The 23,389-nt window shown below is 48.1% G+C and carries 16 protein-coding genes; all 16 read left to right on the forward strand.

Translation table 11 applies throughout. The features are described from left to right. Positions 1-8: 8 nt before the first annotated feature. Positions 9-587 (forward strand): Pvc16 family protein, encoded by a 579-nt coding sequence (locus L6I86_RS19830; RefSeq protein ID WP_236289885.1) that lies wholly within the window; start codon positions 9-11, stop codon positions 585-587. A 13-nt stretch (positions 588-600) separates the two neighbouring features. Next, positions 601-1,404: a beta-sandwich domain-containing protein gene (locus L6I86_RS19835; RefSeq protein ID WP_236289887.1), complete on the forward strand. Its 804-nt coding sequence runs from the start codon at positions 601-603 to the stop codon at positions 1,402-1,404. Between the two features lie 126 nt (positions 1,405-1,530). Continuing rightward, a complete protein-coding gene (locus L6I86_RS19840; RefSeq protein WP_056612226.1) occupies positions 1,531-3,264 on the forward strand; it encodes a phage tail sheath family protein in 1,734 nt (577 codons plus the stop codon). Positions 3,265-3,305: 41 nt separating this feature from the next. Beyond that, on the forward strand, positions 3,306-3,740 hold the full coding sequence (locus tag L6I86_RS19845) for a phage tail protein (protein ID WP_056612231.1): 435 nt from the start codon (positions 3,306-3,308) through the stop codon (positions 3,738-3,740). Positions 3,741-3,846: 106 nt separating this feature from the next. Next, complete coding sequence (locus L6I86_RS19850) at positions 3,847-4,218, forward strand: hypothetical protein (RefSeq protein ID WP_068664310.1); 372 nt, start codon at positions 3,847-3,849, stop codon at positions 4,216-4,218. A 20-nt stretch (positions 4,219-4,238) separates the two neighbouring features. After that, entirely contained in the window at positions 4,239-4,412 is a 174-nt protein-coding gene (locus L6I86_RS35815; protein ID WP_312886413.1) for a DUF6760 family protein, read from the forward strand. A 17-nt stretch (positions 4,413-4,429) separates the two neighbouring features. After that, on the forward strand, positions 4,430-4,879 hold the full coding sequence (locus L6I86_RS19855; protein WP_056612237.1) for a phage tail protein: 450 nt from the start codon (positions 4,430-4,432) through the stop codon (positions 4,877-4,879). 50 nt (positions 4,880-4,929) lie between these two features. Next, positions 4,930-10,521 (forward strand): hypothetical protein, encoded by a 5,592-nt coding sequence (locus L6I86_RS19860; protein ID WP_236289889.1) that lies wholly within the window; start codon positions 4,930-4,932, stop codon positions 10,519-10,521. A 499-nt stretch (positions 10,522-11,020) separates the two neighbouring features. After that, positions 11,021-11,647 carry a CIS tube protein gene (locus tag L6I86_RS19865; RefSeq protein ID WP_236289891.1) on the forward strand — a complete coding sequence of 209 codons (627 nt, stop codon included), beginning with the start codon at positions 11,021-11,023 and terminating at the stop codon, positions 11,645-11,647. Positions 11,648-11,651: 4 nt separating this feature from the next. Further along, positions 11,652-12,740, forward strand: coding sequence for a phage late control D family protein (locus tag L6I86_RS19870; RefSeq protein ID WP_236289893.1), 1,089 nt, complete (start codon positions 11,652-11,654; stop codon positions 12,738-12,740). Then, positions 12,740-13,465 carry a phage baseplate assembly protein V gene (locus tag L6I86_RS19875; protein WP_056612250.1) on the forward strand — a complete coding sequence of 242 codons (726 nt, stop codon included), beginning with the start codon at positions 12,740-12,742 and terminating at the stop codon, positions 13,463-13,465. The genes L6I86_RS19870 and L6I86_RS19875 overlap by 1 nt, the downstream gene beginning before the upstream one ends. 33 nt (positions 13,466-13,498) lie before the next feature. Further along, positions 13,499-13,900 (forward strand): GPW/gp25 family protein, encoded by a 402-nt coding sequence (locus tag L6I86_RS19880; RefSeq protein WP_057309160.1) that lies wholly within the window; start codon positions 13,499-13,501, stop codon positions 13,898-13,900. A gap of 49 nt (positions 13,901-13,949) precedes the next feature. Beyond that, positions 13,950-17,024, forward strand: coding sequence for a baseplate J/gp47 family protein (locus L6I86_RS19885; protein WP_236289895.1), 3,075 nt, complete (start codon positions 13,950-13,952; stop codon positions 17,022-17,024). Between the two features lie 49 nt (positions 17,025-17,073). Further along, a complete protein-coding gene (locus L6I86_RS19890) occupies positions 17,074-19,308 on the forward strand; it encodes a putative baseplate assembly protein (protein ID WP_236289897.1) in 2,235 nt (744 codons plus the stop codon). A 50-nt stretch (positions 19,309-19,358) separates the two neighbouring features. Further along, on the forward strand, positions 19,359-21,476 hold the full coding sequence (locus L6I86_RS19895) for a phage tail protein (protein ID WP_236289900.1): 2,118 nt from the start codon (positions 19,359-19,361) through the stop codon (positions 21,474-21,476). Between the two features lie 29 nt (positions 21,477-21,505). Next, positions 21,506-23,194, forward strand: a complete 1,689-nt coding sequence (locus tag L6I86_RS19900; RefSeq protein WP_236289902.1) for a hypothetical protein — start codon at positions 21,506-21,508, stop codon at positions 23,192-23,194. Positions 23,195-23,389: the final 195 nt, after the last annotated feature.

The raw sequence follows: 23,389 nt of genomic DNA on the forward strand, positions 1-23,389 counted from the left end.
GGCAGGAAGTGACACTCATAGGCAATTATTCTGTCATCGCTGATGTAAGTGCATCTTTAGTCAAGCTACTTAGAGAAAACATGACCCCAGATCCTATTCCGCAACCAGAAATGATTGGTCTCGCATCGCCTGTAGATAAAGGGGATTTCTATCTTTCACTCTATCTATATAATGTTCGTGAGAGCGGCAATAATCGCCAAACCCATATGATTGCTAGAGGGACGAACGAGATTCAGTTTCCTCCTATGGTTGTCGATTTAAGTTACATAGTTACGGTACAATCGCCAGCTGAGCTTTCTTCGAGAGCATTGGATGAGCATCGAATTCTAGGCAGAGCAATGCAAGTATTCTACGATCATTCCATCCTTCGAGGTTCGATGACAGTGGGCACATTAGCTGAGCAAGATGAAGAAGTCCGTATTATCATGGATCCTTTCAAAGGTGAGAGCCTCATGAATATGTGGAATTTCTCAGACACCCCTTACAGACTCTCAATTGCTTATACGGTGGGGCCTGTACATATTGACTCAACGCGCATCAGAACAACAAAAAGGGTTTCGGAAACCGATTTTCGTATTCAAGGTTAGGAGGATTCCACCCGTGGATCAGATTCGAATATCACAATTGAGATCCCGCGTTTCCCTGGTTGTGTGTGTGATTGACGCACTCACCTCTCAAGCTCCTCTTGGCAACACGACCACAGTTCACCTGGAAGGCACCCGTTCGAAAGCAATTCGTAAATCGAATGGTTCCTATATATTCAACGATTTATCCCCCGGCGAATACCGTCTATCGGTACATAGCGAGTATTATTTTCAAGAACAAACAAACATCACAGTTAACGCACATAATTTTATCGAAGTTGTTCAAATGAAACCGTTACCTTCGTACCCTTTTTCTCAAGGGGCAGGACTGATTCGCTTCATGCTCCAGAATGCAGCTGGCTCTCCAATTCGCGATGCTCACTTACAGTCGACCGTGCTAACGGAGGACTGCGCACGCGCGCGCGTAATGGTTGATCAAGCCGACAAAGGTGCTAGTGAAATGACATTAGGTTCATTTACAGGAGGTATTGTAGTAGGTGATTTTTACCTGCTGCGAGGTAGAGGTTCCCAACCAGATGAAGAGGTCATCCGGATTTCCGAAGTGCTGGAGCACCAGAAACGGTTTCAACTCGCGAATCCATTAACGAAATCGTATACGCGTGGCGCTATGCTGCTTCCCGTTCAAGAAACTCGTAGTACGGAACGTGGAGAGGTTGTGATTGCTTTTCGAGGTAATCGGATCCCGACGTTTCATACCGAGTTGGTTATCACGTATGGGACGGATAACGAGCATAAGATCAAGGATCTCGCAGTAGCAGAAGGAACCACCACTAACCTTGGCACGATACAACTCGCGTAACCCTAATTAGTAGAATGGACACGTCCATCTTCTATACAAAATGACAAGCAGAAAGGAGAGAACTGGTTTCATGTCTTTGGCCATATTTATTAAGTAAGCAGTGCCATCTGACTGAACTGGGGAACAATGGCTGACTATTTATCACCTGGAGTCTATGTGGAAGAGTTTGACAGCGGAGCACAACCGCTTGAGGGTGCAAGCACAAGTACGGCCGGGTTTATAGGGCTTGCGCAAAGAGGGGAAATTGAAGGTGTCCCTCAACTGGTTACGAGCGTAGCTGATTTCCACCGTTTATTCGGGAGCTACTTGTCCGAGAATGAATTCGGCGAATATCGTTTCCTTTCTTATGCTGTAGAGCATTTCTACTTAAACGGAGGTAATCGCTGTTTCGTCATGCGTGTAGCGCCAACTGACGCGAAAGTAGCAACGAACAAAGCAGCTTCGAATAAAGAATCAGCAATTCTTGAGATTGCTTCCAAGAACCCTGGAACATGGGGGAACCAAGTTCGTATCGTGGTTGTGCCAGCTAGCAAAGCTAAGACGCAAATCTATGAAGTGCTAAGCGAATCACAATATCGCGTGAAGAACAACGCCGGATTTAATGTTGGCGACGTAGTTGCTTTTGAAGCAGCAGGCGTGAAGCAATACAGCAAAGTTGTCGCTTCTCAAGATAACATTATCTCGTTGTCTGAAGCACTTGATGGCGATGTTGTAGATAGCGGATTGCTACCTGCCAAAGTTCTGACAACAAGTGAATTTACACTTCACGTATTCTACGGTGACGAAGCTGAGACGTATGAGAAGGTATCCCTGAACATCACAGCAGCGAATCACATTGAGAAAATCGTTTCCCGTTCAAATATTATTACGGTGAAGGATTTGACAGAAGGTCAAGATCTTGGCGCAATCGCTCCTTTCGAGGTGCTTTCCGGTGAGAACGAAACAGCTGGCAAATTCCAAATCGCTTTGTCTGGCGGCAGCAACGGTTCCATCGCGAATGTAACGCCTGATATTTACATGGGTGTTGATCGTGGGCCTGGCAAACGTACAGGGATTCAGTCCTTCATCGATAACGATGTCGTATCCATCATTGCGATTCCAGGCGTAACTGAGCCGACGGTTCAATTATCCCTTGTAGCGCACTGTGAAAACTTGGGCAGCCGCTTTGCGGTTCTCGATATTCCACGCGAGAAAACAAAGGTAGCGGATGTTATGACACACCGCAATATTTTTGACAGTTCTTATGCAGCGATGTACAACCCATGGTTACAAGTATTCGATCCATTAGATAAACGCAACATTTACATACCGCCATCTGGTTCCGTCATCGGTATCTACTCCCGTTCCGACCAATCCCGTGGTGTTCAAAAAGCGCCAGCGAATGAAGTTGTTCGCGGTGCAGTTGGCCTCGATTGCCAATATAACAAAGGCGAGCAAGATATTCTAAACCCACAAGGCGTTAACTTGATCCGTCACTTTGCTGGACAAGGTATTCGTGTATGGGGTGCTCGTACAACATCGTCGAACGGTTTATGGAAATATGTGAACGTAAGACGTTTGTTCATCTTTATCGAAGAGTCCATCAAGAACGGCACGAACTGGGTTGTCTTCGAACCGAATGACGAACAGCTTTGGGCACGTGTACAGCGGACGATTGATGCGTTCTTGACGCGAGTGTGGAGAGATGGTGCTTTGATGGGCGGAAGTCCTTCTGAAGCGTTCTACATTAATATTGGTCGCAGCACAATGACACAGGATGACATCGATAATGGTCGATTGATCTGCGTAATCGGGGTTGCTCCGGTGAAACCTGCCGAGTTCGTGATCTTCCGTATTACTCAGAAAACAAGAGAAGAATAGTCTAACGTTAGATATTACGCATATTAGGAAAGGGGTATATTATGGCTGGCGAACGTAGGGATCCATACCGCAATTTTAGATTTAGAATTGAAGTAGAAGGTATTCAACAAGCTGGATTCAGCGAAATTTCTGGATTTGATGCTTCCTTATCGGTGATTGAATACAGAGAAGGAAACGAAACCATCACGCCTCGGAAGCTTCCGGGTCTTGCTAAATACGGTAACATCTCATTGAAATGGGGAGTTACAGACTCCATGGATATGTACAACTGGATGTCAGAGTCCATTCAAGGCAAAATCTCCCGCAAAACGGTCACGATTATCGCGATCAACGAAGAGGGCGGAGATGTAGCCACTTGGCAGGTTATCGAAGCGTGGCCATCCAAGTACTCAGCACCAAGCTTTAAAGGAACTGGGAACGAAGTTGCCATCGAGAGCTTAGAACTTGCACATGAAGGTATGACACGTACGAAGTAATGTTTAGCTAGAGTAGGTGCCGGAGCGAATACCTCCGGTTCCTGACTCTTCTTTTTGTTAAAATAGAAGAATTAATTGTTTTCACCACGAAGGAGGTAATGACACCATGGCTTTCAAAACAGAATATGAATTTGAACTTCCTAGAGGGTATGTAGATGACAACGGCACGCTTCACAAAAAAGGTGTTATGCGCTTAGCGACAGCTGCGGATGAAATTTTACCGATGCGTGACCAACGTGTTCAGCAAAACCCAGGCTATTTAACGATCATTTTGCTTACACGTGTCATTACAAATCTAGGGGATTTGCGTGCGATTGATACACGTGTCGTGGAGAAGTTCTTCACAGCAGATTTAGCATTCTTACAAAACTTTTATCGTCAGATTAACGAAATGGACGCTCCGAGGGTTCATACAAGTTGTCCCAAATGTGAGCATGAGTTCGATGTGGACGTGTCTTTTTTGGACGAGATGGCGTAACGGGCTACCCCATTGACAAAATATATGAAGAAGTAGGCTTCATTGCTTATTATTTTCATTGGTCACACGATGAAATTATGTCCATGGAACACCGTGAACGCCGTACGTGGTGCGAGGAAATTTCACGCATCAACCGTAATTTGAACGAAGAAGGTAAAAAACAGCCAGACAATCCGTTTGATGTGTTTCGGTAAGAGGTGAGTAACAAGCAATGGCAAAGAATTCATCCAAATTGCATAATGTAGGCGGCAACTTTCGTTTTCTCGTTGAGCTTGATGGACTGATCGTCGGAGGTTTCTCCGAGGTGACAGGCATGAAGTCAGAGATTGAAGTAAAGCCGTATTGGGAAGGTGGCTTGAACACCCATCCTCACTACATGGTTCAACATACGAAGTACCCGAACATTGTGCTTAAAAGAGGTATCAGCAACGCCAGCGAGTTGTGGGATTGGTACAATAATGCTGCGCAAGGCAAGATTAGTCGCAAGAATGGCTCTATTCTTTTGTACAACGTCGAGGGTAAAGAAATGTGCCGTTGGGAATTCACAAGCGCATTTCCTGTGAAATGGAACGGACCCGATCTCAATGCAGGCAGTGCCAATGTGGCGATTGAGTCGATCGAGCTGGTGCATGCGGGGTTGAAGACGATTTTTAAGAAATAAGTAGGGTAGCTTAGCGAAGGCTTGAAGCAAAACTTTTAGGGGGATTGTTCATGAACTCTCGACAATCGCATAAACCCCGTGGGAACAAGAAGAAGGGTTCATTACGTTTTGCTGAAGGTAAACGCATGGCAACTGTCGGTCAGACTTCTCGTCAGGCGAAGCAATTTGCCACTGGCATTATGGGGAAGTATGGATTTGATCGTCAAAATTATTTAGGCATGTTCGCCCTGATTTTTAAAGGCAAAGGCTTGCTGACAGATAAGGAATTAGCATCCATCAAGAACCCGAGTGATCGAGCTTGGATTCTGCAATTACAGCTACAGCTGCAAAGCTTGAAACATCCAGAATCAGCACCATTGATAACGAAGCAGCAAACAATTCAGCAAATTCAGAAGTTAGTGACACAAAGTGGATATCGGTTACCGAAGCAAGTCCTTATAGATGGAAGTCATAACGAAGAAGAAAGTGTGCCCTCGGAACCAACGCAGGCAGCCGTTGATGTGCCTGTCAAGAAGAAGAGAGGACGTAAAAGCAAGAAGGAGAAGGAATTAGCAAGCCAAATCCTAGCTGAGCAAGAAATTGCAAATGCCGCTAAGCGTAATCGTGCACAGTCTAAACAAGAAACAATTAACGTCGTTAATAAACGAAACTCACCGATTATGCAGCGTTCGATGAGGCAGCTCGTTGCTTCGATAGGTATGTTAGCTCATTCTACAAGCAACAAGACGAATCAACCGAGCCCTATGGTGAATGGCGTTCAACATACAGGTCACAGAACAAATATTAGCCAGAAAACAGTGAATTTATTATATAAACAAGCTTTGCGTGATAACAAGGATAGCGGTCTAGTCCGTTCAAGTGAGCAGGATGGACATACAACAGTTAGGGCGAAGCATGCTAACGTCGCTCAGCATGTGGAAGCCATTCGAAGTACTTCCGTTTGGCTTGAGCAGTTCCAATCTGGGAAGTTAAGTTTGGGCCGAAATGACGATGAAGCTGCTGGTACCCGTTTATCTGGGCAAAATATGCTGAAGTCGAATCCTTCTTTTCTCAATGTAGCTAAGCTGATCTTGCAAGAGGTAACGCAAGCGCCAAGAAGTCACCGCGGATTGATTCAGCAAGGTTCGCACAATAGGAGTGATTCTGAGGAATCCCAATCGAGCCCTACAGATTCCCAAACCATCGGATTTAGAAAGTCGTTAAAGCTGGGTGAAGGTCCTTTTTCGGAAGAGTCATCGCCAAGTACAGTTCGCTTTATTCGTAGTTTACTAAGTAAACATGCTGAAGGGCAGGATGTTCAAGCGAGCAAACTACAACCCGCTGAACAAGATCAGGCGGAAGGCTCTACACGCACAAGAAAAAGCGAATCGTCCATTGCGAAAGGGTTTCTTTCTTCCAGTCTACAACCAATGGCGATTAATGCTGCAAGCTTAACATCACGTTTACCTAGATCTATGCATGCTTCTGCAGGTTCATCTAGTTCTAGTCGTTCTAGAAATAGGGAAATGGATACGAGCACGACGAAGATTTGGCGTAAGACAGGTGATCAACAGGAAGCCGCTCAGCTACAGCCATCTTCACAAGTGTTGCAAGAGCAAGGAATATTAACAGAAGTAGTCCAGAGATTACAACAAGAGCGTGATGAAATAAGGCCACAAGAAGCGGCCTCAAGTCAGTCTCCAGTGATCGAACAACTGCGTATTCAACAAGAGCAGCAAGAAGTGCAACAACGGGCACAACGAGAAGAATTACTAGAGCAGCAAAGAGCCCAACAACGGACACAACAAGAAGAGTTGCAAGAGCGACAAGAAGCGTTACAACGGAGACAAAGAGTAGAACCACAAGTGCAGCAGGAAGCTCATCAACAGTTTACGCAAGCTCAGTTGCAGATTTCACAAGAGAACGAGCAGTCTACTAATCTGGTGCATGAGCGAGAAGGTCAAGTTTTCCATCAGCGACAAGTTAGAGAGAATCCGCAAGAATTGCCGGAGCTACAAGTAACGCAAAACAACCATGTAACTGACTTACAACGTGAACCTCAAGTGAGTCTAAGGCAAGAAGAGCCACGCCTTCAACAACAGCAGGTAGCTCAAGTAGAGACAGTTCACCAAGCAAAGCAAGCGCAACAAAAGCAGGATGTGGACATTGCAGAATCCGTGGTTTTGCAAACGATTGAGCAGCCTGTTAAGCGAAAAAGAGGACGACCACGCAAAAATAGCAGCCTACAACAGACAAGTAAAGAAACAATTGTTGGATCCTCAGAGATCTCGCCTGCTTCTACGGATGTGCCATCCATGGAGAAGACGACATCCGATTCTGAGACTGTGGGAATGCCAGAGCAAGAAAGAGTAGCATCCAAACACGTTGAGGTTGTGACTGCGTATCCGAGTCAGGTGTACAGGAAGCCTGCGCGTATGGATAATAGACGTCCAAAAGCTCAGAAAATTCAAAGCAACGAGAGCTGGTTGCAGCAGCTCGTTACCATACAAAGACAACCCTCTTCTAATAACGATTCTTTCATTAGGAGTACAAATAGTGTAAACAAAGATGGTATGCAAGTTTTAAGGAACAGAGCTTCTACCCAATCATCAATAAACGTAATAAAGCCTGATTTAGGTGCAGATGTGTTGGCTAGATCAACAAGTAAGCTTAGAGATCAGGGCTTAAGAGAATCCGCCATAGTTTCTAGGAGAATTAGTCGAACTTCCAACGGAGAGGAACTGCGTGGAAGTAATCGACTGCACCGTCAGCAGGAGAATCAAAGCGTAGACAGTCAAAGCCTACCTATCCAACGAGAGTCGGACTTATCAGAAAGTAAACCGCAAAGAGCAATTCCTGTGGAGTCCAGCTGGAATGGGGATGAATTCCTTCGTTCTGCTACTACGCTAGGACAGCAAGAAGTTCAGATAAGACAACAACAAATAAAGCAAGAAGACCAGATTCAAAGCAATAGGATAGTGGTAAGAGAGAAACGTCCTACTGGGAAGTTAACCGCTGAGATTGCAGCTAAAATGGCAGAAGCGAGCGTTCGATCCATAGGATCGTTGGTTTCTACACCAATACAACAGAGAAGCACAGAAAATAGAGAAGTTGTTCGTCTATTGCGCACTACTTTACGCCAAGCCGGATTAAGCAACAACAGGATGGCAGATCCACAACAGTCTGGTTTGCAAGAGGGCCATGCAGGATCGGGTCCACAAGGGCTGACAATCAGACAAACCTTAGCCGCAGAAATCGCAGCAAAGGTAGCACAAAGCAGCATGAACTTCGTGAATTCAAGCAAAGCTGCCATGAACGGCCCGCAGTTGCTTCAACGCAGCTTACGCCAACCAGCTAGTTTGGTGCAAGACGGTGGCAGTCTGTTTTCAACAGCAACGTCGAGGGAGAATAGGCCTCACAGCGCTGTGAGAGCAACAGAAATCAAATCAAGTGTCAGTGAACAGGCTACTGGCAAACCAACAAATGAAACAACGGTTGTTGGGATCGTTCAGCCAGCTAGTCATACGCCTCTTGATATAGTTAGGCGAGCTGGAAGCCCTTCTCGTGTTAATCAGGTGAAAGAGCAGCAAGCTAGTATTCAGCGTAGAATCGACTTAGGACAGTTTATATCTCGAAAACAAACCCGTAGCTCTCGCAACCAATCATCTTCAACAAGCAGCGAGGGTGATGCTGCGATTTCAAGTTCAACTGGTCCATGGGTGAGAGGTCAGCTTACACTTCGAGCCGGGCGAGTCGAGAATGGTACGGTAACAAGACGAGCAAGCGGATCAGAAGATGCGCAGTCATTAGAAATGACTAGTATTGCGGAGCAAGATAACGTACAGCGGTTAGCTGATGCTGATCGGAGGGACGAGAGACAGCCGAATAGTGTTGAAAACGTTGAACCAATTAGTGACCCTGTAACAGGGGAGGTTGGAGCACGGGCTTCTTCGGTTAGTCAGAATCGAAATTCAACTAGCAGAATGATAGATACACATATCGAACAACAGAATTCCGATACTGCTACACAGATCCAATTGAGCCGAATGGATGGAGAGGTGGACACACAACTCAACCATCCGGCAAGAGAGGTTGTGCGTGGGGAGCTTGTACAACAGCCGTCTTTTGTTGAGAATAGCAGGCAATTGAAACCGAACAATGGAATTGAACATCTTCTTCTGCAAGCTAGAAGTATAAGCAACACAGTAGTAGGAAAGCTCGTTCAGCGTTCACTAGCGAGTATGAATGGTATTCAGGTAAGAAGAGCCAATCAAGCTGATAACGCGCAATCACATAGTGCATCGGGTGAATTAGTACGTAGAAATCTCGTGCCAAGATCAACTGAGAACGAAATTAGGCAGCATGGAGGACAACGTGAGACTGCAAGACGGGTGGTCAGAACAGTTGATTCAGCGACAATTTCCGTGCAAAGCGCTTCAGGAAGAACAACAGGTTCATCTCCGGCTAATCATTCTTTTGATCTTACAAACCGTCAGATGCTTAGTCAGAATATGATGGAAAGTTCGAACCGGATACAAGGTACAGCAGGTATGGGTACTGGCAATCTGATTCAACGGGCGAGCGAGACGAGAATTAGGCAATTAATCAATAAAGCATCTGCCCAGGATATCAGGCAAGGAATATTGCAGGGGGCTGATGGTGAAGCATCACCAAAGCGTGGAGCAGTGAACTGGACTGGGGCGCAAGCCGAACATCTTCAGAGACGCGTAGTCGTCGATGGCAGTGAGCGCGCGCCTATGCGGGAAGCACATGGTTCGGAGAATCGCTTGGAAGCGGAACGCTTGCAAGTGGATTCGGCGGAGCAAACCATCAGAGCTATGGTGAGCGCGCAGGTGGAAGAGCGCGCACAAGGGCTAGAGCCTGCGGCCGCTTCGCGGGCCGCAGAGACGGTCTCGGTCGCGCGCGCTGCACGCGCGCCAAGAGCTCGCCAGAGCACGAGCATGACACCGCGTGTCATGCCGCTGCTGGCGAGCAGCGCAGGAGCGCTTCGCGCTGCTCCTGCGGCAATGGCTGCGGCTTCGCCTCCCGCAGCGGAACACCGACTGCCCGCCCGCGGGACGGGCAGTCTCATACAGGCGGCTGCCTCTGGCGGAGCCGCAGCAGCAACAGCTGGCGCGCGAAGCGGCGCCAGCATCACGAACAGCAGCAGCCAAGGCTGGGCTGCTGCTGCATTAACCAAGCCGCTGCCCACGCAGGTGCAGCGGCTTGCCAGACCCGTCGGCGGCATGCAAGCCGACCTCAACCAGGGCACGCCAGCGATGAGCATGTCGATGCAGTCCCGCAACCAGCAGCCGTCCATCGGCGCGAGCCACCAGGGCACGCCAATGGTAAACATGCCGATGCAATCAGCAAGTCAAGATCACCTTGCTTCACCGCTCAGCATGCTGGAGCATAAACAAGCCCCAACGAGTCAACTGGCGAACGCTCCGCTCGACATGGACTGGCTACGAACCAAAACGAGCGCAGACTCAGAACCAACACCAACACCGCCGGTCGATCAGACGCCGCCAGAGCTAAGTGAAGAACAGCTGAAAGAGCTGATTAAACAGCTTCCACAGCTGGATATCTCCAAAATCGCGGACAAAGTATACCGCGAAATCGAGAAAAAAATGAAATTCGAACGGCAACGCCGAGGAATATAAGCTTTTAATTTAAATAGAAGAATTTATAAGTATCACATAGTAAATCGACTATAAGTTAGTCGATAAAACCGACTAACTCAAGCGCGCCAGTGGCAATAGTAGTGAAGTTAGTCGATGAAACCGACTAACTCGAGCGCGCCAGTGGCAATTGTAGTGGAGTTAGTCGATAAAACCGACTAACTCGAGCGCGCCAGTGGCAATTGTAGTGGAATTAGTCGATGAAACCGACTAACTCGAGCGCGCCAGTGGCAATTGTAGTGGAGTTAGTCGATAAAACTGACTAACTCAAGCGCGCCAGTGGCAATTGTAGTGAAGTTAGTCGATAAAACCGACTAACTCAAGCGCGCCAGTGGCAATTGTAGTGAAGTTAGTCGATGAAACCGACTAACTCGAGCGCGCCAGTGGCAATTGTAGTGGAGTTAATCGATGAAACCGACTAACTTCACTGACAAGCATTCAACCTAAGATGAATTCAATACGGCAGAAAGGACGGATTCCTATGGCACTTAAGAAAGCAATGATTATTGTACACAAAGGCAGTAAAACAGAAAATGTACAAGTCATGTTTAACCCAGGTGAGTATACGATTGACACGAGCAATAACTACGACTGGAAAACAGTGCCGGGTCTGTCCATGCCAATTGCTCAGTTCGTGAGCGGGGGTACGACGACACTCACCATGGATTTCTTTTTCGACACTTACGAGAAGGGGACGGACGTTCGTCAGTTGACGACGAAGATTTCAGGTCTCCTCGATGTGGAGAAGGAGATCCATGCACCGCCGCTATGCAGATTCGTATGGGGTTCACTGGATTTTAAGGGAGTCGTCGTCGGTGTAAATCAGCATTTTACAATGTTCCTGGATACAGGGGTTCCTGTTCGCGCTAAGCTGAAAGTGACGTTTAAATCCACACTGAGCAAGAAAGATCAACTCAAGCAAATTCCGCGTCATTCGGCAGATCGGACGAAATTAAAGATGTTGAATCAAGGTGATCAACTATGGACGATAGCTGCCAATGAGTACGAGGATCCTACGATGTGGCGAGAAATCGCCAAAGCGAATGGGATCGATAATCCAATGAAAGTAGCCACGGGACGCCGCATTTCAGTTCCGCGGTTGGATTAAGCCGATGGCCTTAGATTTGGAAACGAGTTCTTTTACCTTTGACGACCTGGCCAAAAAATATGGTGATTTTTACGCCCCTTATTACGATATTAAAGTGGATGGCACGAAATTGTCGGATGATATCGCACTGGATAATCTACGTGTGGAGACAACGATTGATGGCACGGCGGACTCTTTTTCTTTTCGAGTAGCAAATGCGTACGATGTTACGAAGAATGATTTTCAATGGCTATCTACCTTCACGTTAGGTAAAGCCATTGATATCGGTTTAGGTTATGTAGACAAATTTACACCTGTTTTTACGGGACAAATCACATCTGTCGTTGTGGATTTTCCAGAAGACGGCGCCCCAGGTCTCGTTGTGCGTGGGATGGATATTTCTTATCTTATGATGAAAGGGACGAAGTCCCGATCTTGGAATAAGAAGAAATACAGTGAGGTTGTTGAAGAAATCGCCAAAACATATGGCTTCAAAACAAACGTGGATGCAACGACAACGGTATTTCCGGCACTTTCACAGAGTCAGATCAATGACTATCACTTCATTCAAAATTTAGCGAATTTAGTTAACTATGATTTCTTCGTTGTGGGGAAGAATTTGTATTTCCGTAAGCCATTAACGGCGATGACAGCCGTGATGACGTTGGAAATGGGAAAGACTCTCCGCAGCTTAATGATAGATCACAATTTGGCTGAGCAAATTACGGGCGTAACCGTACGAGCTTGGGATAATAAAGAGTTAAAAGTCATCGAAGGCAAGTCAGCCAGCGTGACGAAGCTCGGTTCTAATAGCAAGACTGGCAAGGATATTTTAGGCTCAAAAGGTGATTTCATCGAGCATATGTATACGAATGTAACTTCTGTGGAGGAAGCAAAAAGCTACGCAGATGCGATATTAAATCGCCGAGCCATGAAGCTGGTTAGCGGCAGCGGGGAATGCATTGGGATTCCAGAGATTCGCGCGGGGCGCTACATCAAGCTCAGTGGCGTTGGCAAGACGTTCGACCAGCCGTATTATATTACGGGAGCAACTCATATTTTTGATGATGAAGGTTATACAACTCGGTTTCAGTTGGGAGGGAATGCGGTCTAATGTTCAAAACTCCCGATATTACCATTGGTGGCATATCCGATTTTGCCAGTCAGAAGATTGGCGGTGTTATGGTTGCTGTGGTCACGAATAACACCGATCCTGATAAAATGGGACGCGTGAAGCTTAAGCTGCCGATGCAAGAAACCGAAACGGAGACAGACTGGGTTCGTATTGCGACGTTAATGGGCGGTAAGGAAATGGGCAGTCTTTTTATCCCGGAGGTTGGGGATGAAGTATTAGTTGCCTTCCATTTAGGCGAGCTGCGGATGCCTTTCGTGATTGGTATGCTGTGGAATCCGAAAAATATGCCGCCAACACCCGCAGAGAAGAATGATTTGCGTATGATCAAAACAAAATCAGGTCATGAACTGTCTTTCAATGATAAGAGCGGTGACGAAAGTATCACATTGAAGACCAAAAAAGGCCAGATTATTGAACTCAAGGACAAAGATCAGAGCATTTCGATTGCGGACTCCAGTGGGAACAATAAGATTTTGATCAAAGGCGGATCGGCGAATGAAATTTCAGTCGTCAGCCAAACCTCGAAGATCACCTTGAACGCCAAGGGCGAGGTCGGCATTGAAAGCACGAAGGAAATCAAAATTAAATCTACGCAAATTAACATAGAAGCATCTGCTACCATGGCGCTGAAGGCAGGGGCAACGCTAGATCTGAAGTCAGATGGGATCATTAACATCAAAGGTAGTATGGTGAAAATTAACTAGCGTCAAAATCAATTAGCGAGAGGGCGTGGCGAGATGTCGGAAGCATTTTTGGGACGAGGATGGAAATTCCCTATTCAAGTAGACCCTGCAACAGGAAGAATCCGAATGTCCGAGTATGAGGAAGACATCGCTGAAGCGATTCGCGTCATTTTGGGCACCACGCAAGGTGAACGCGTCATGCGTCCTTCTTTTGGATGCGGCGTTCAGGAATTTATTTTCGGTTTAACCGACGATACGACGCTTCATTTGCTGCAAACGAATATTGAAGAAGCCATTCGCAACTGGGAACCGAGGGTTCACGAGGTTGAAGTGAAAGCCATTCCAGAAGCGGATGACCCCGCTAAAGTGATGATTCATATTGCCTATCAGGTACGTACAACGAACAACTTGTTTAACCAAGTCTATCCGTTTTATTTATTTGAAGGTTCGAAATAGAAAGAGGATGCGGAAGCGATGACGATACGTGCAGAGAGGAGGTGGAGCTGTGCAACCTCCCAAAATTGATCCCAGAGACATACCTGATCTGATTGCCCAAATGAAGGAAATGGCGCCATATTATACACCGGAGTGGCGATTTACGCCTGAGAATCCGGATCCGGGTTCAGCCTTATTCCTGATGTTCGCGGATATGTTTCACGACAATATTAAACGATTGAATCGAGTGCCGACGAAGAACCTAATCTCGTTTCTAAATATGTTCGATGTCACGCTGCTTCCAGCAAGACCGGCTAGCAGTTACCTGACATTTGCATTAAATGAAGGAACGAAAGAATCTGTGTTTATTTCAGCGGGTACACAAATTGCCGCTGCTATAGAGGCTGATACGATTCTATATGAAACGGCACGCAGTGCCTTGCTGACGCCGGCCGTGCTCTCGAGCATTTATGTGACGAGTCGTAAACAGGATATCATTGTCAGGATCACGGATGACTTCTTACTTGCTAGTCGTCACGGGTATGCGTTCCCGAAGAAGCTGTTTCGTCTTCAGGACGGGGATAATTTGCAGGAGCATGCCTTGTACTTAGAGCACAGTTCCCTTTTCACGGTAACCAACCCGGCACGGATTGAGATTGAATTCCGGAACTCTACGAAACGCTTTGAGGAGTTCGGCATGTCCAGCCAACTGGCAGATCCAGAGCTTACGGAATGGCTGTATGCAACAGTAGATGGTTGGAAAGCATTTGATGCCGTTGAGGCGACGGGTAATCGGGTTATTTTGCTCAAAAGTGTCCGAGAAGAGCTTGCTCTCAAAGAAGTGAATGGCCAAAGCGGTCGCTGGATTCAGTGTCGATTAAAGCCACTCCAATCTGGGAGTACGACGCTCGCTGACAGCAGGCTTTCTATGGATCATATCTCTTTCAAAACAGACTATGTAGATACACTTGAAACGGGCGGTATTCAACCTGATCAGATGTTTTACAATGATATTGATGCGGATCCTTCGGGGTTCTATCCATTTGGTGATCAATTCGCCCTGTATGGCTCCTTTTATATTGGCAGTCAGGAAGTGTTTACGAAAACCAATGGTGATATTAAGCTGAGCTTCGGGCTGCAGGCGATTGAGAATCGTTTTGGAGCGGAAAACGCGGATCAAGTTGACTGGAAAATGGTCATGAAGAAGAACAAGTTTGATAAAGCACCTGTTGTGCATGTGACGGTTCTTCAAGTGGCTTGGGAGTACTGGAATGGTACGACGTGGGTGCGGCTTGATGTAGGCAAGGAGGCGGAAAAGCTCTTCTACTACCCCGTGCAGCAAAAGGTTCGCAAGGAGATTGAGTTCCGCTGTCCGCCTGATCTTCAAGCTACTTATGTGAACGGGAATGAGAACCGCTGGATCCGAGCACGTATCTTACATATCGAAAATGCTTATATTGCACAGGCTTTATATTTATCACCTTGGATAGACGAAGTAGCGCTGACGTACAAATACGAGGATCGTCTTTATCAAGCGGAACGCTGTTTGTCCTTCAATAACACGGTTTTCGAGGAACGAACTAAGCATAGCCGTCAGTTGGCAGGCGGATTTGAACCCTTCCAGCCTTTGGAAGGCAGCCATCCAGCGCTATGTTTCTCTTTTGATACACCGCCTGTGAGAGGTCCTATTTCGATATTCGTCTCGATTAAACAACAACGATTCTCGGAGCATGACGTCCCTATGCTAGAGTGGGAGTATTTGCGGGCAGGCTTGCTCCCAGGAACTCCACCGGAGTGGGTGACACTCAAGGTTATCGATGAAACGAAAGGCTTGACGCAAAGCGGAACCGTGCAGTTCGTGGGTCCATCTGATTTTGCAGGCGTCTCCCTATTCGGTCAAGAGGGTTACTGGATTCGGGCTACGAATCGGGATGATATCTATGATGATGTGACGGGGCGTGTACATATTCCGACGATTCAGGGCGTGTATATGAATACGGTTCATGTCCTCCAGCAGGAGACGATTACAGGTGAAGTACCTGAGGTCAAAGGACTGGAAGAAATGGAATATCAACTGAGCAGACAAGGAATCGTATCTGAGGAAGTATGGGTGGATGAGACTGAGTTCATTACGGAAGAGGATATCTCCGAGTACGAGTTATCTGGAACGCCACTTATGGACATTCGTCGCGATTCAGAGGGCAATATTCTACAGGTATGGGTTCGTTGGACCTCAGTTCGCGATTTGACGCTGTCGAGTAACCGAGATCGGCATTATGTGATTGACCACACCTTTGGACGCATACGTGTAGGGGATGGTGTTCATGGGATGCACCCGCCGAAGGGCGGACTAGAGCAATTGAAGGTCACTTACCAGGTGACAATGGGCCAAATCGGCAATGTACCTGCTCGTCAGATCAATCAGATGCAGGATTCGATTGCTTTTGTGGGTGAGGTGTATAACCCTGAGCCTGCGTCGGGCGGCTGTCAAGCCGAGAAACTGGAGTCTGCGCTAGTACGAGGGCCGGAGATGTTGAAGCATCGTAACCGAGCTGTTTCGTCCAAAGACTACGAGTGGCTGGCTAGAGAAGCCTATCCGAACATTGCGAAGGTCACGTGTATTCCGAATCGGAATGCGTATATGCAGAAAGAAATCGGAGCGATGACGCTTGTTATTTTGCCCAAAGAAGGTCAACAAGGCAGTTCAACGTTTCCTGAGCTGAAAAAACAGGTAGAACGATTCATTCTGGGGCGTGCCTCAAGTCTGGTTGCTTTCCCGGAACGCTTGCAGGTCATTGAGCCGGTGTATATGGAAATATCGGTTTCAGCTATTGTCGCTGTTGAGGGAATGGATACGGTCGTTCTCACGGAAATTCAAGCGATTGAGAAATTAAATCGGTTCCTTGACCCGTTAACGGGCAATTTTGATAATAAAGGTTGGGCCATTGGTGCACAGATTCATCCTTCCGTCTTTTATGCGCTGTTAAAATCGATTCGGACAATCAGTCATGTTGAAAAGCTGTACATGACCGTATTCAAAATTGAAGACGGTGAGCGAGTGGAGTTGGATGTGAATCGTCTGCCTTCATTGCCGCATAGCATTATTGTGAGCGGAAAGCACAAAGTGGTTGTAAAAGTACTGTAATACTTGTGAAGCAAGTTTTTATATAAAAACTTTAAGGAGGTGAGCACAAGTGCTGCCAATTCCTAATTTAGATGACCGGATGTTCGAACAAATGGTGATGGAGGCGCGGAAGTCGATTCCGAAGCTATTTCCAGAATGGACAGATGAGAATGAGCATGATCCTGGGATTACGCTGCTAGAGTTAATGTCATGGATGACTGAGATGCAGCAGTATTACTTAAATCGGGTGACGGAGCGCAGTGAACGTAAGTTTCTAAAACTGTTGGGGATTCGTCCTCGCGATGCTGTGTCCGCAGTTTGCGATGTGACGTTTACTGGCGCCACGCAGCAGCTTGTGCTCCCTAAAGGAACGCCGCTGTCTGCGATGGATTTGCGTTTTGAGACGCAGAGTACGGTACAGTTAGTTCCAGCTGCACTGGAGAAGGTGCTCGTACGTACGGAAACGGCTGCTGCCGATTATACGTCGAACAATCAGGCCAAAATTGCTTTCTATGCTTTTGGTGCGGATGCCCGCAAGGGAGCCCATCTGTATCTTGGTTTTGATCAGGCATTGCCATTGGACACGGAGATTTCAATCTATTTTAATTTGTTTGACCGCTACCCTGTGACCGTAAGTCATCATGCAGAAAAGTTGGCACCGATGATTTCATCAGCCAAAGTAGCTTGGTCCTTCGCAGGTGCAGGCGGAGATGGACAGTCAGAGAGTTGGCTGCCGATTGAGGCCAAGAGCGATACCACGGTTGATCTATCGCAAAGTGGGGAGTTTAAGTTTTTCATTACTTCGGAAATGAAGCCGATGTCCTTGTATCCAGCCGATGATCGTGGCCGCTATTGGCTCTGCTGTACACTGGAGGAGGACGGCTACGAGCTGGCTCCCAAAATTGAGAAGATCACGCTCAATGCGGTTAAGGCAGTGGAGCAGGAAACCTTTAGCGAGGTGACGGCTTTTAGCAGCTCTGGCGAGCCAGAGCAAAGCTTCGAACTAAGCTCGTATCTCGCTTATAACGGCCTGCACACCGTTCAGGTGCTGGATGAGCAGGGCCGTTGGCGCGACTGGCACACAGTCGCTGACTTAAGTACTTGCGGGCCAAATGATCTCTGCTGCGAGCTGCAGCAGGATTCGGCCCTTCGGACGACCCGTCTTCGCTTCGGCGACGGGGTGCATGGCAGTATCCCGCCGCAGGGTGCGCAGCGGGTACGGCTTGTTGCTTACACGGCTGAGTTTGACTACAGCCGGTATGTGGGAGGCAGCAAAGGTCTGCCTGGGCAGACCTTTGAGATCAGCCGCGGTCGCGTATATAAACCTAGCAGCATGCTGCTGCAGGTCGGCTACCGTCCGCGGGGCGAAGATAGCTTTGTCTGGGACGACTGGGCGACCGTAGATGACTTCGATAACTCGAAGTCAACGGACCGCCACTACGTCTACGACGCCGCTTCAGGCACGATCCGCTTCGGGAATAACGAAGCGGGGTTAGTGCCGCGCAAGTCCGGGGAACCGAACATTCGGTTCCTATCCTTGCAGGCAGGGGGCGGCGTACGAGGCAACGTGAAGGATGGCCTCGTGACGGGGTTCACGGCTTCGCCTGGCGTGAACGTGACGAATCCGTTCCCGGCGCGTGGCGGCCTGGAGGCGGAGACGCTCGCGCAAGCGAAGCTGCGCGTGCAGCGCGAGCTGGCTGCGCCAACGCGCGCGGTGACCGCCGAGGACTACGAGGCGCTCGCGAAGGCGGCGCCGGGTCTCCGCGTCGCGCGGGTGAAGGCGATCCCGCTGTATAAGCCGGGGATGCGGGATTTCCCGCGGGTATCGGCGCCGGCGCAGATGACCGTGGTGGTCGTGCCTTACAGCGAGAGCGATAAGCCGAAGGCTGGCAAGGGCTTCTTGCAGACGATCAAGATGCATCTGGATCGTCATCGGCTTCTGACAACGGAGCTGCATGTCATTCCAGCGGAGTATATTAAGATCACCGTCCACGCCGTGGTGGTGATGGAGCCGAAGTATAAGAACGAGCAACGACGCATCGCGCTCGAGCTCAAAAATCTGCTTCAGCCGATGGATCATGGGCAGGGCGCGGAGGGCTGGCGTTTTGGGCGAACCGTGTATAAGGGAGATATTTACGGCGTCATTTCCCGCATCAAAGGTGTCGTTTATGTGCAGGACATTTGGCTCGATGCCGAGGGAACGGGCTTCCACAAGGATGGCGCAGGGGATATTCATATCCCGCCATATGCGTTAGTCTACTCCGGTAATCATGAGATCGAAACGATCAGTCAGACGGATTTGTAGGTACCGGTGAGGCTGGCGGTAAGCAAACCATAGAAAAGAGGTGACGAACGATGCAGGATGGACAAACGTTTTTTTCGCTAAACAAGAGAATGGATTGGGAAGAGGGCTTTGATGCGAATGTTCATATGCTGGAGCAGGGCTTTTCGATTCAGCAGTCGGAGAAGTACAGCATTCATCGCATCGTTCGCACGGACGAGCTGGAAGGGATTCCTCCTATTCGCGACATGACGGTAGGGCCTGGGCGGAAGCTAATTTTGCTAGATGAGTCAGCGAATGTGTGGATTTACGATGATGAAAGTCGACACAGGGAGTTACTGTTTCGCCATGGTCACGAATTATTCAGCTCACAAGCAATGCTCGCATCAATGTCGGATCTGCTTGTGATCGCTGATAGCGATGAGGGCACAGAGAGAAGACTTGCTGTCTACTCCATCTCCAATGGTCAGACCATGTGGGCGGTTCAAGACTGGGAAGGTTTGAGTTTATATCCGCTTTCCTTGAATACAAAGCTTCAAACCGCGAATACGCTATTTATGGCGGTTCCTTTGGATATTGCGGTTGGTATGAATGGAAGTCCCGAAGTGCCGAAGGACGGTCGGATTGGCATTATACAGTGGAACTCGGCTGGTGAGGTGATGCGTGTGTATGAGCATGACGTACATTGTATGCCAGAGGCGATTCCGATTTCGAAGCTGCAGGATCGCTATTTTACTGCGGCGGCAGATGGCACGATTGCCCTGCTGGATAACCAGCTTCGGTCGGTGACGGTGTTCCATGAAGATGGGCGAGAGCCGTTCCATTTCCAATTGGAGCAGGAGGGGCGATTTGCCGGCATTTCCATTGATACGAATCATAATCTCTATATAGGGGATAGCGGTTACGCGCAGCAAGAGGGTGTGACGGAGCGGTTTATTTTAAGATATCGCGGCAATGGCACTCCCTTGGATAAGGTGACGGGCTTTCGAGGACGAACGGATAAATTAGTACGGGATGGGCGCAATCGCCTGTATGTGTTTGATCGAATGAGCGGTCAGATTAGCTTGCTGGACCTTCGAGCTCGAACGATGCTGCTGGAGGATACGCAATTGCCGGAGGCCGTATACTTCTCTGCGGATCTCGATACAACGGAGACCGAGACGACATGGCACAAAATACGGCTGGAAGCAGATATCCCAGAGGAGACGCAGGTTCGATTTTCGTATTATGCCTCGGATGAAAGTGAAGGAATGGTCGATGGGGATTACGTAAATCTCACTAGCTATTTCACGGATCCGGATATCTCGGTCAAAGAAAAGCTAAGAGCGACGCGCGACCTATGGTCAGAGCCGATTCTGAATCCGAAGGATGCGCTGCTTATGAATGCGAAGGGTCGATATCTCTGGTTCAAAATGGAGCTGGTCGGCAGTGAGCAGAAATCTCCGTTTATTCGTAAGTTGAGGGTGTACTACCCACGCACCTCACTGATCGCGTATTTGCCGCCAATGTATCAGCAGGATGAGGAACATAGCCCTTTCTTGGAGCGATTCCTAGCGATGTTCAGTACGTTTTTTGACGATATGGAGGATACGATCGATCGGATTTCGGGTCATTTTGATCCAGATGCGGTGTCAGGGCCGTACTTGGAATGGTTGGGCGGTTGGCTAGCCATTACGGAGCACGAGGCCTGGGGTGAGAAGAAACTGAGAGAGCTGATCAAGCGGGCACCTGAGCTATACAAGCTGCGGGGTACGCGCGAGGGCTTGATGAATATGCTCCACATTTACACGGGCGCTGAGCCATTCATATTGGAATATTTTCAATTTAAGCAAATGCAAGAAACGTCAGAGCTGCGTCAGCTTTTCACCCAGTTGTATGGCGATAATCCGTACACCTTCTGTGTACTACTGAGGCCAGAAAGTGTGCGTACAGATGAACAGCGCTTAGTGATTGAGCACATTATTGAAGATCAAAAACCTGCTTATACCGAGGGTAAATTGATTGTGCTGCAGCCTTGGATGTATGCCGATATGCATACCTACCTAGGTATTAATACGTACTTGTCTGAGCCTACTTTATTAACCCTCGATCAGCGCTCGTCGATGCCTTACAACACCGTGCTGATTGATGTGGATCGTGATAAACGAATGGATATACATACGCGCTTGGGACTAGATTCCGAAATCGAATAAATTGAGTCAGAGAAGGTGAGGGGATCGTTATGAAAAAATCACGTTATTACCCGTTTGAACGCAATCGGTATTTCTATGGGAAGCTGCTGACGGTCAGAGATTTCGAGTCCGAGCAAAAGTATTTTAATGATAAACGCCGCATGATGAATCGACTTCTACACGGTTCTGGTGTTGTAACTGGCTTGCAGGTTGTGGCTGTGGATGAGAAGTCCGTTTCGGTCGAAATGGGTGCCGCAATTGATGCCTTAGGACGTGAAATTGTTGTGCCGTCTCCGATGACGATGAAGTTGTCGATGATGGATGGTTTTTCGAACAATCAGTACGCTAAGAACGTTTACCTCTGTATTGCCTATGATGAAAAGGAAAAAGAACCCGTTCACGCCGTAGCGAACTCTTCCGTCCGTTCGGACGAAATTAATGATTATAATCGTGTCTTGGAAAGCTATCGTCTGTTTATCCGTGAGGATGCACCAGACCCAGCTTCCTTGCCGCTGGCTACGTTGTCAGATCAGACGATTGTCCTGTATCAGGATAAGCAGGTACGCGTCCTGCAAACGACACCGCGCTATGTGAATCCGGGGCAACTGTTCGAGATGACGCTCCGCTTTGAGAAGACGTTGAAAGCTGGCAGATTGTCTTTCCAATATGAGCTTGATGCTCATCGCGTAGAGGCGATCAACGGGACGACTATTGTGTTCCAAGAGCCGCAAGATGCGCAAGAGAGCGAATATGAAATGAAGGTGCTGCTTCGTGCCGATAGTACGGCTGCCGTGAAAGCTACAGTCGGTGTGAAAGCAGGAACAGGGGCTTTGAAGCTGGATGATCGACAGCTGGAGCTGCAAGTACAATCCATTGGCGAGATTAGTATCGTGACTGAAGCGGTGAAAGAGCGGTTAATGTCGGATTTCGTGAAGCAATCCTTGGAAGCATCCTTGGAAGCCCCATCGGAGCCGTGCATTTATTTGGCCAAGATATGTTTGATCCAAGTCGGACCGACTTATGTGATAGAAAGTGTTGAGCAAGTACCGTTCGGTGAATACGTCTACAATACGTCCGTGATGTACAGACTCGGTCAAGCTAGTCAGTACAGGGAAGAAACATCCGGTCAATTCGTAACAAAGTCCAAAGTGAAAACCTTGGCTCCAGGGCAAATGCCAGAGTTAAATGTGAAATACAATCCTCTGATCAGTGAGTTGTCTTTCGATTTGGGAATTCCAGCTGGCGGTGGCAGCGGGATTGCCGGCATTGTAAGCGGATATGTCGACATTCCAATTGAGCCCTTCACGAAAATTGCTGTTTCGCCATTCGGGCGTGCGATGAAGAGTTTCTATTCAGGTGAAATTGTACACGGACTCGGCGAGGGAAATGTGTTAATCATCACAAGCTTAGAAGAGCGAAGCGGCGATGCGTTCTCGGATATTCTTTCTAGCGGAGACCGCGTATATGGCGGGGCTTCGGAAGTGTTCAAAGGTAGTGAGTTTGAGCCTGATGCACCTGAAGTGAAGATCGGAACGATCGCGTACCCGCAGAAGGGCACATTCCGTATTGGCGTGAAAGTGCAGCAATCCGGTGAGCAAGGCAATGTACGTGTGCGCTGGTGGGCATACAGTGCCGAGATGGCAGGCGTAGTGCAAGGAAGTGGCGGAAGCGGCGATTCCTTGGACGAAGCGCTGTCAGCTATGAGAGAAGCGGCTTCGGCAGGTAGCGACGCGGAGTAGGATATACAAAGACCGTCCAGAACAAGTGAAATTGTTCGGGATGGTCTTTTTGACGTCGCGGTGTTGTCAGAGGCAAGTCAGTAACGGACATGGATCCCGCTATTTCATATATACACTGGCAGTCATGGTGATAACGGACATGTGTGACGCTATTTGGTGAAAAGGAGCTTGTTGGACTAGCGAAATGGCGGGATA

Source organism: Paenibacillus allorhizoplanae (genome assembly GCF_927798215.1).
GTDB lineage: Bacteria > Bacillota > Bacilli > Paenibacillales > NBRC-103111 > Paenibacillus_E > Paenibacillus_E allorhizoplanae.

Coding starts and splice junctions, on each gene's coding strand:
- L6I86_RS19840 (WP_056612226.1), top strand. CDS start 1,531: ATGGCTGACTATTTATCACCTGGAGTCTATGTGGAAGAGTTTGACAGC.
- L6I86_RS19845 (WP_056612231.1), top strand. CDS start 3,306: ATGGCTGGCGAACGTAGGGATCCATACCGCAATTTTAGATTTAGAATT.
- L6I86_RS19850 (WP_068664310.1), top strand. CDS start 3,847: ATGGCTTTCAAAACAGAATATGAATTTGAACTTCCTAGAGGGTATGTA.
- L6I86_RS19855 (WP_056612237.1), top strand. CDS start 4,430: ATGGCAAAGAATTCATCCAAATTGCATAATGTAGGCGGCAACTTTCGT.
- L6I86_RS19860 (WP_236289889.1), top strand. CDS start 4,930: ATGAACTCTCGACAATCGCATAAACCCCGTGGGAACAAGAAGAAGGGT.
- L6I86_RS19865 (WP_236289891.1), top strand. CDS start 11,021: ATGGCACTTAAGAAAGCAATGATTATTGTACACAAAGGCAGTAAAACA.
- L6I86_RS19870 (WP_236289893.1), top strand. CDS start 11,652: ATGGCCTTAGATTTGGAAACGAGTTCTTTTACCTTTGACGACCTGGCC.
- L6I86_RS19875 (WP_056612250.1), top strand. CDS start 12,740: ATGTTCAAAACTCCCGATATTACCATTGGTGGCATATCCGATTTTGCC.
- L6I86_RS19880 (WP_057309160.1), top strand. CDS start 13,499: ATGTCGGAAGCATTTTTGGGACGAGGATGGAAATTCCCTATTCAAGTA.
- L6I86_RS19895 (WP_236289900.1), top strand. CDS start 19,359: ATGCAGGATGGACAAACGTTTTTTTCGCTAAACAAGAGAATGGATTGG.
- L6I86_RS19900 (WP_236289902.1), top strand. CDS start 21,506: ATGAAAAAATCACGTTATTACCCGTTTGAACGCAATCGGTATTTCTAT.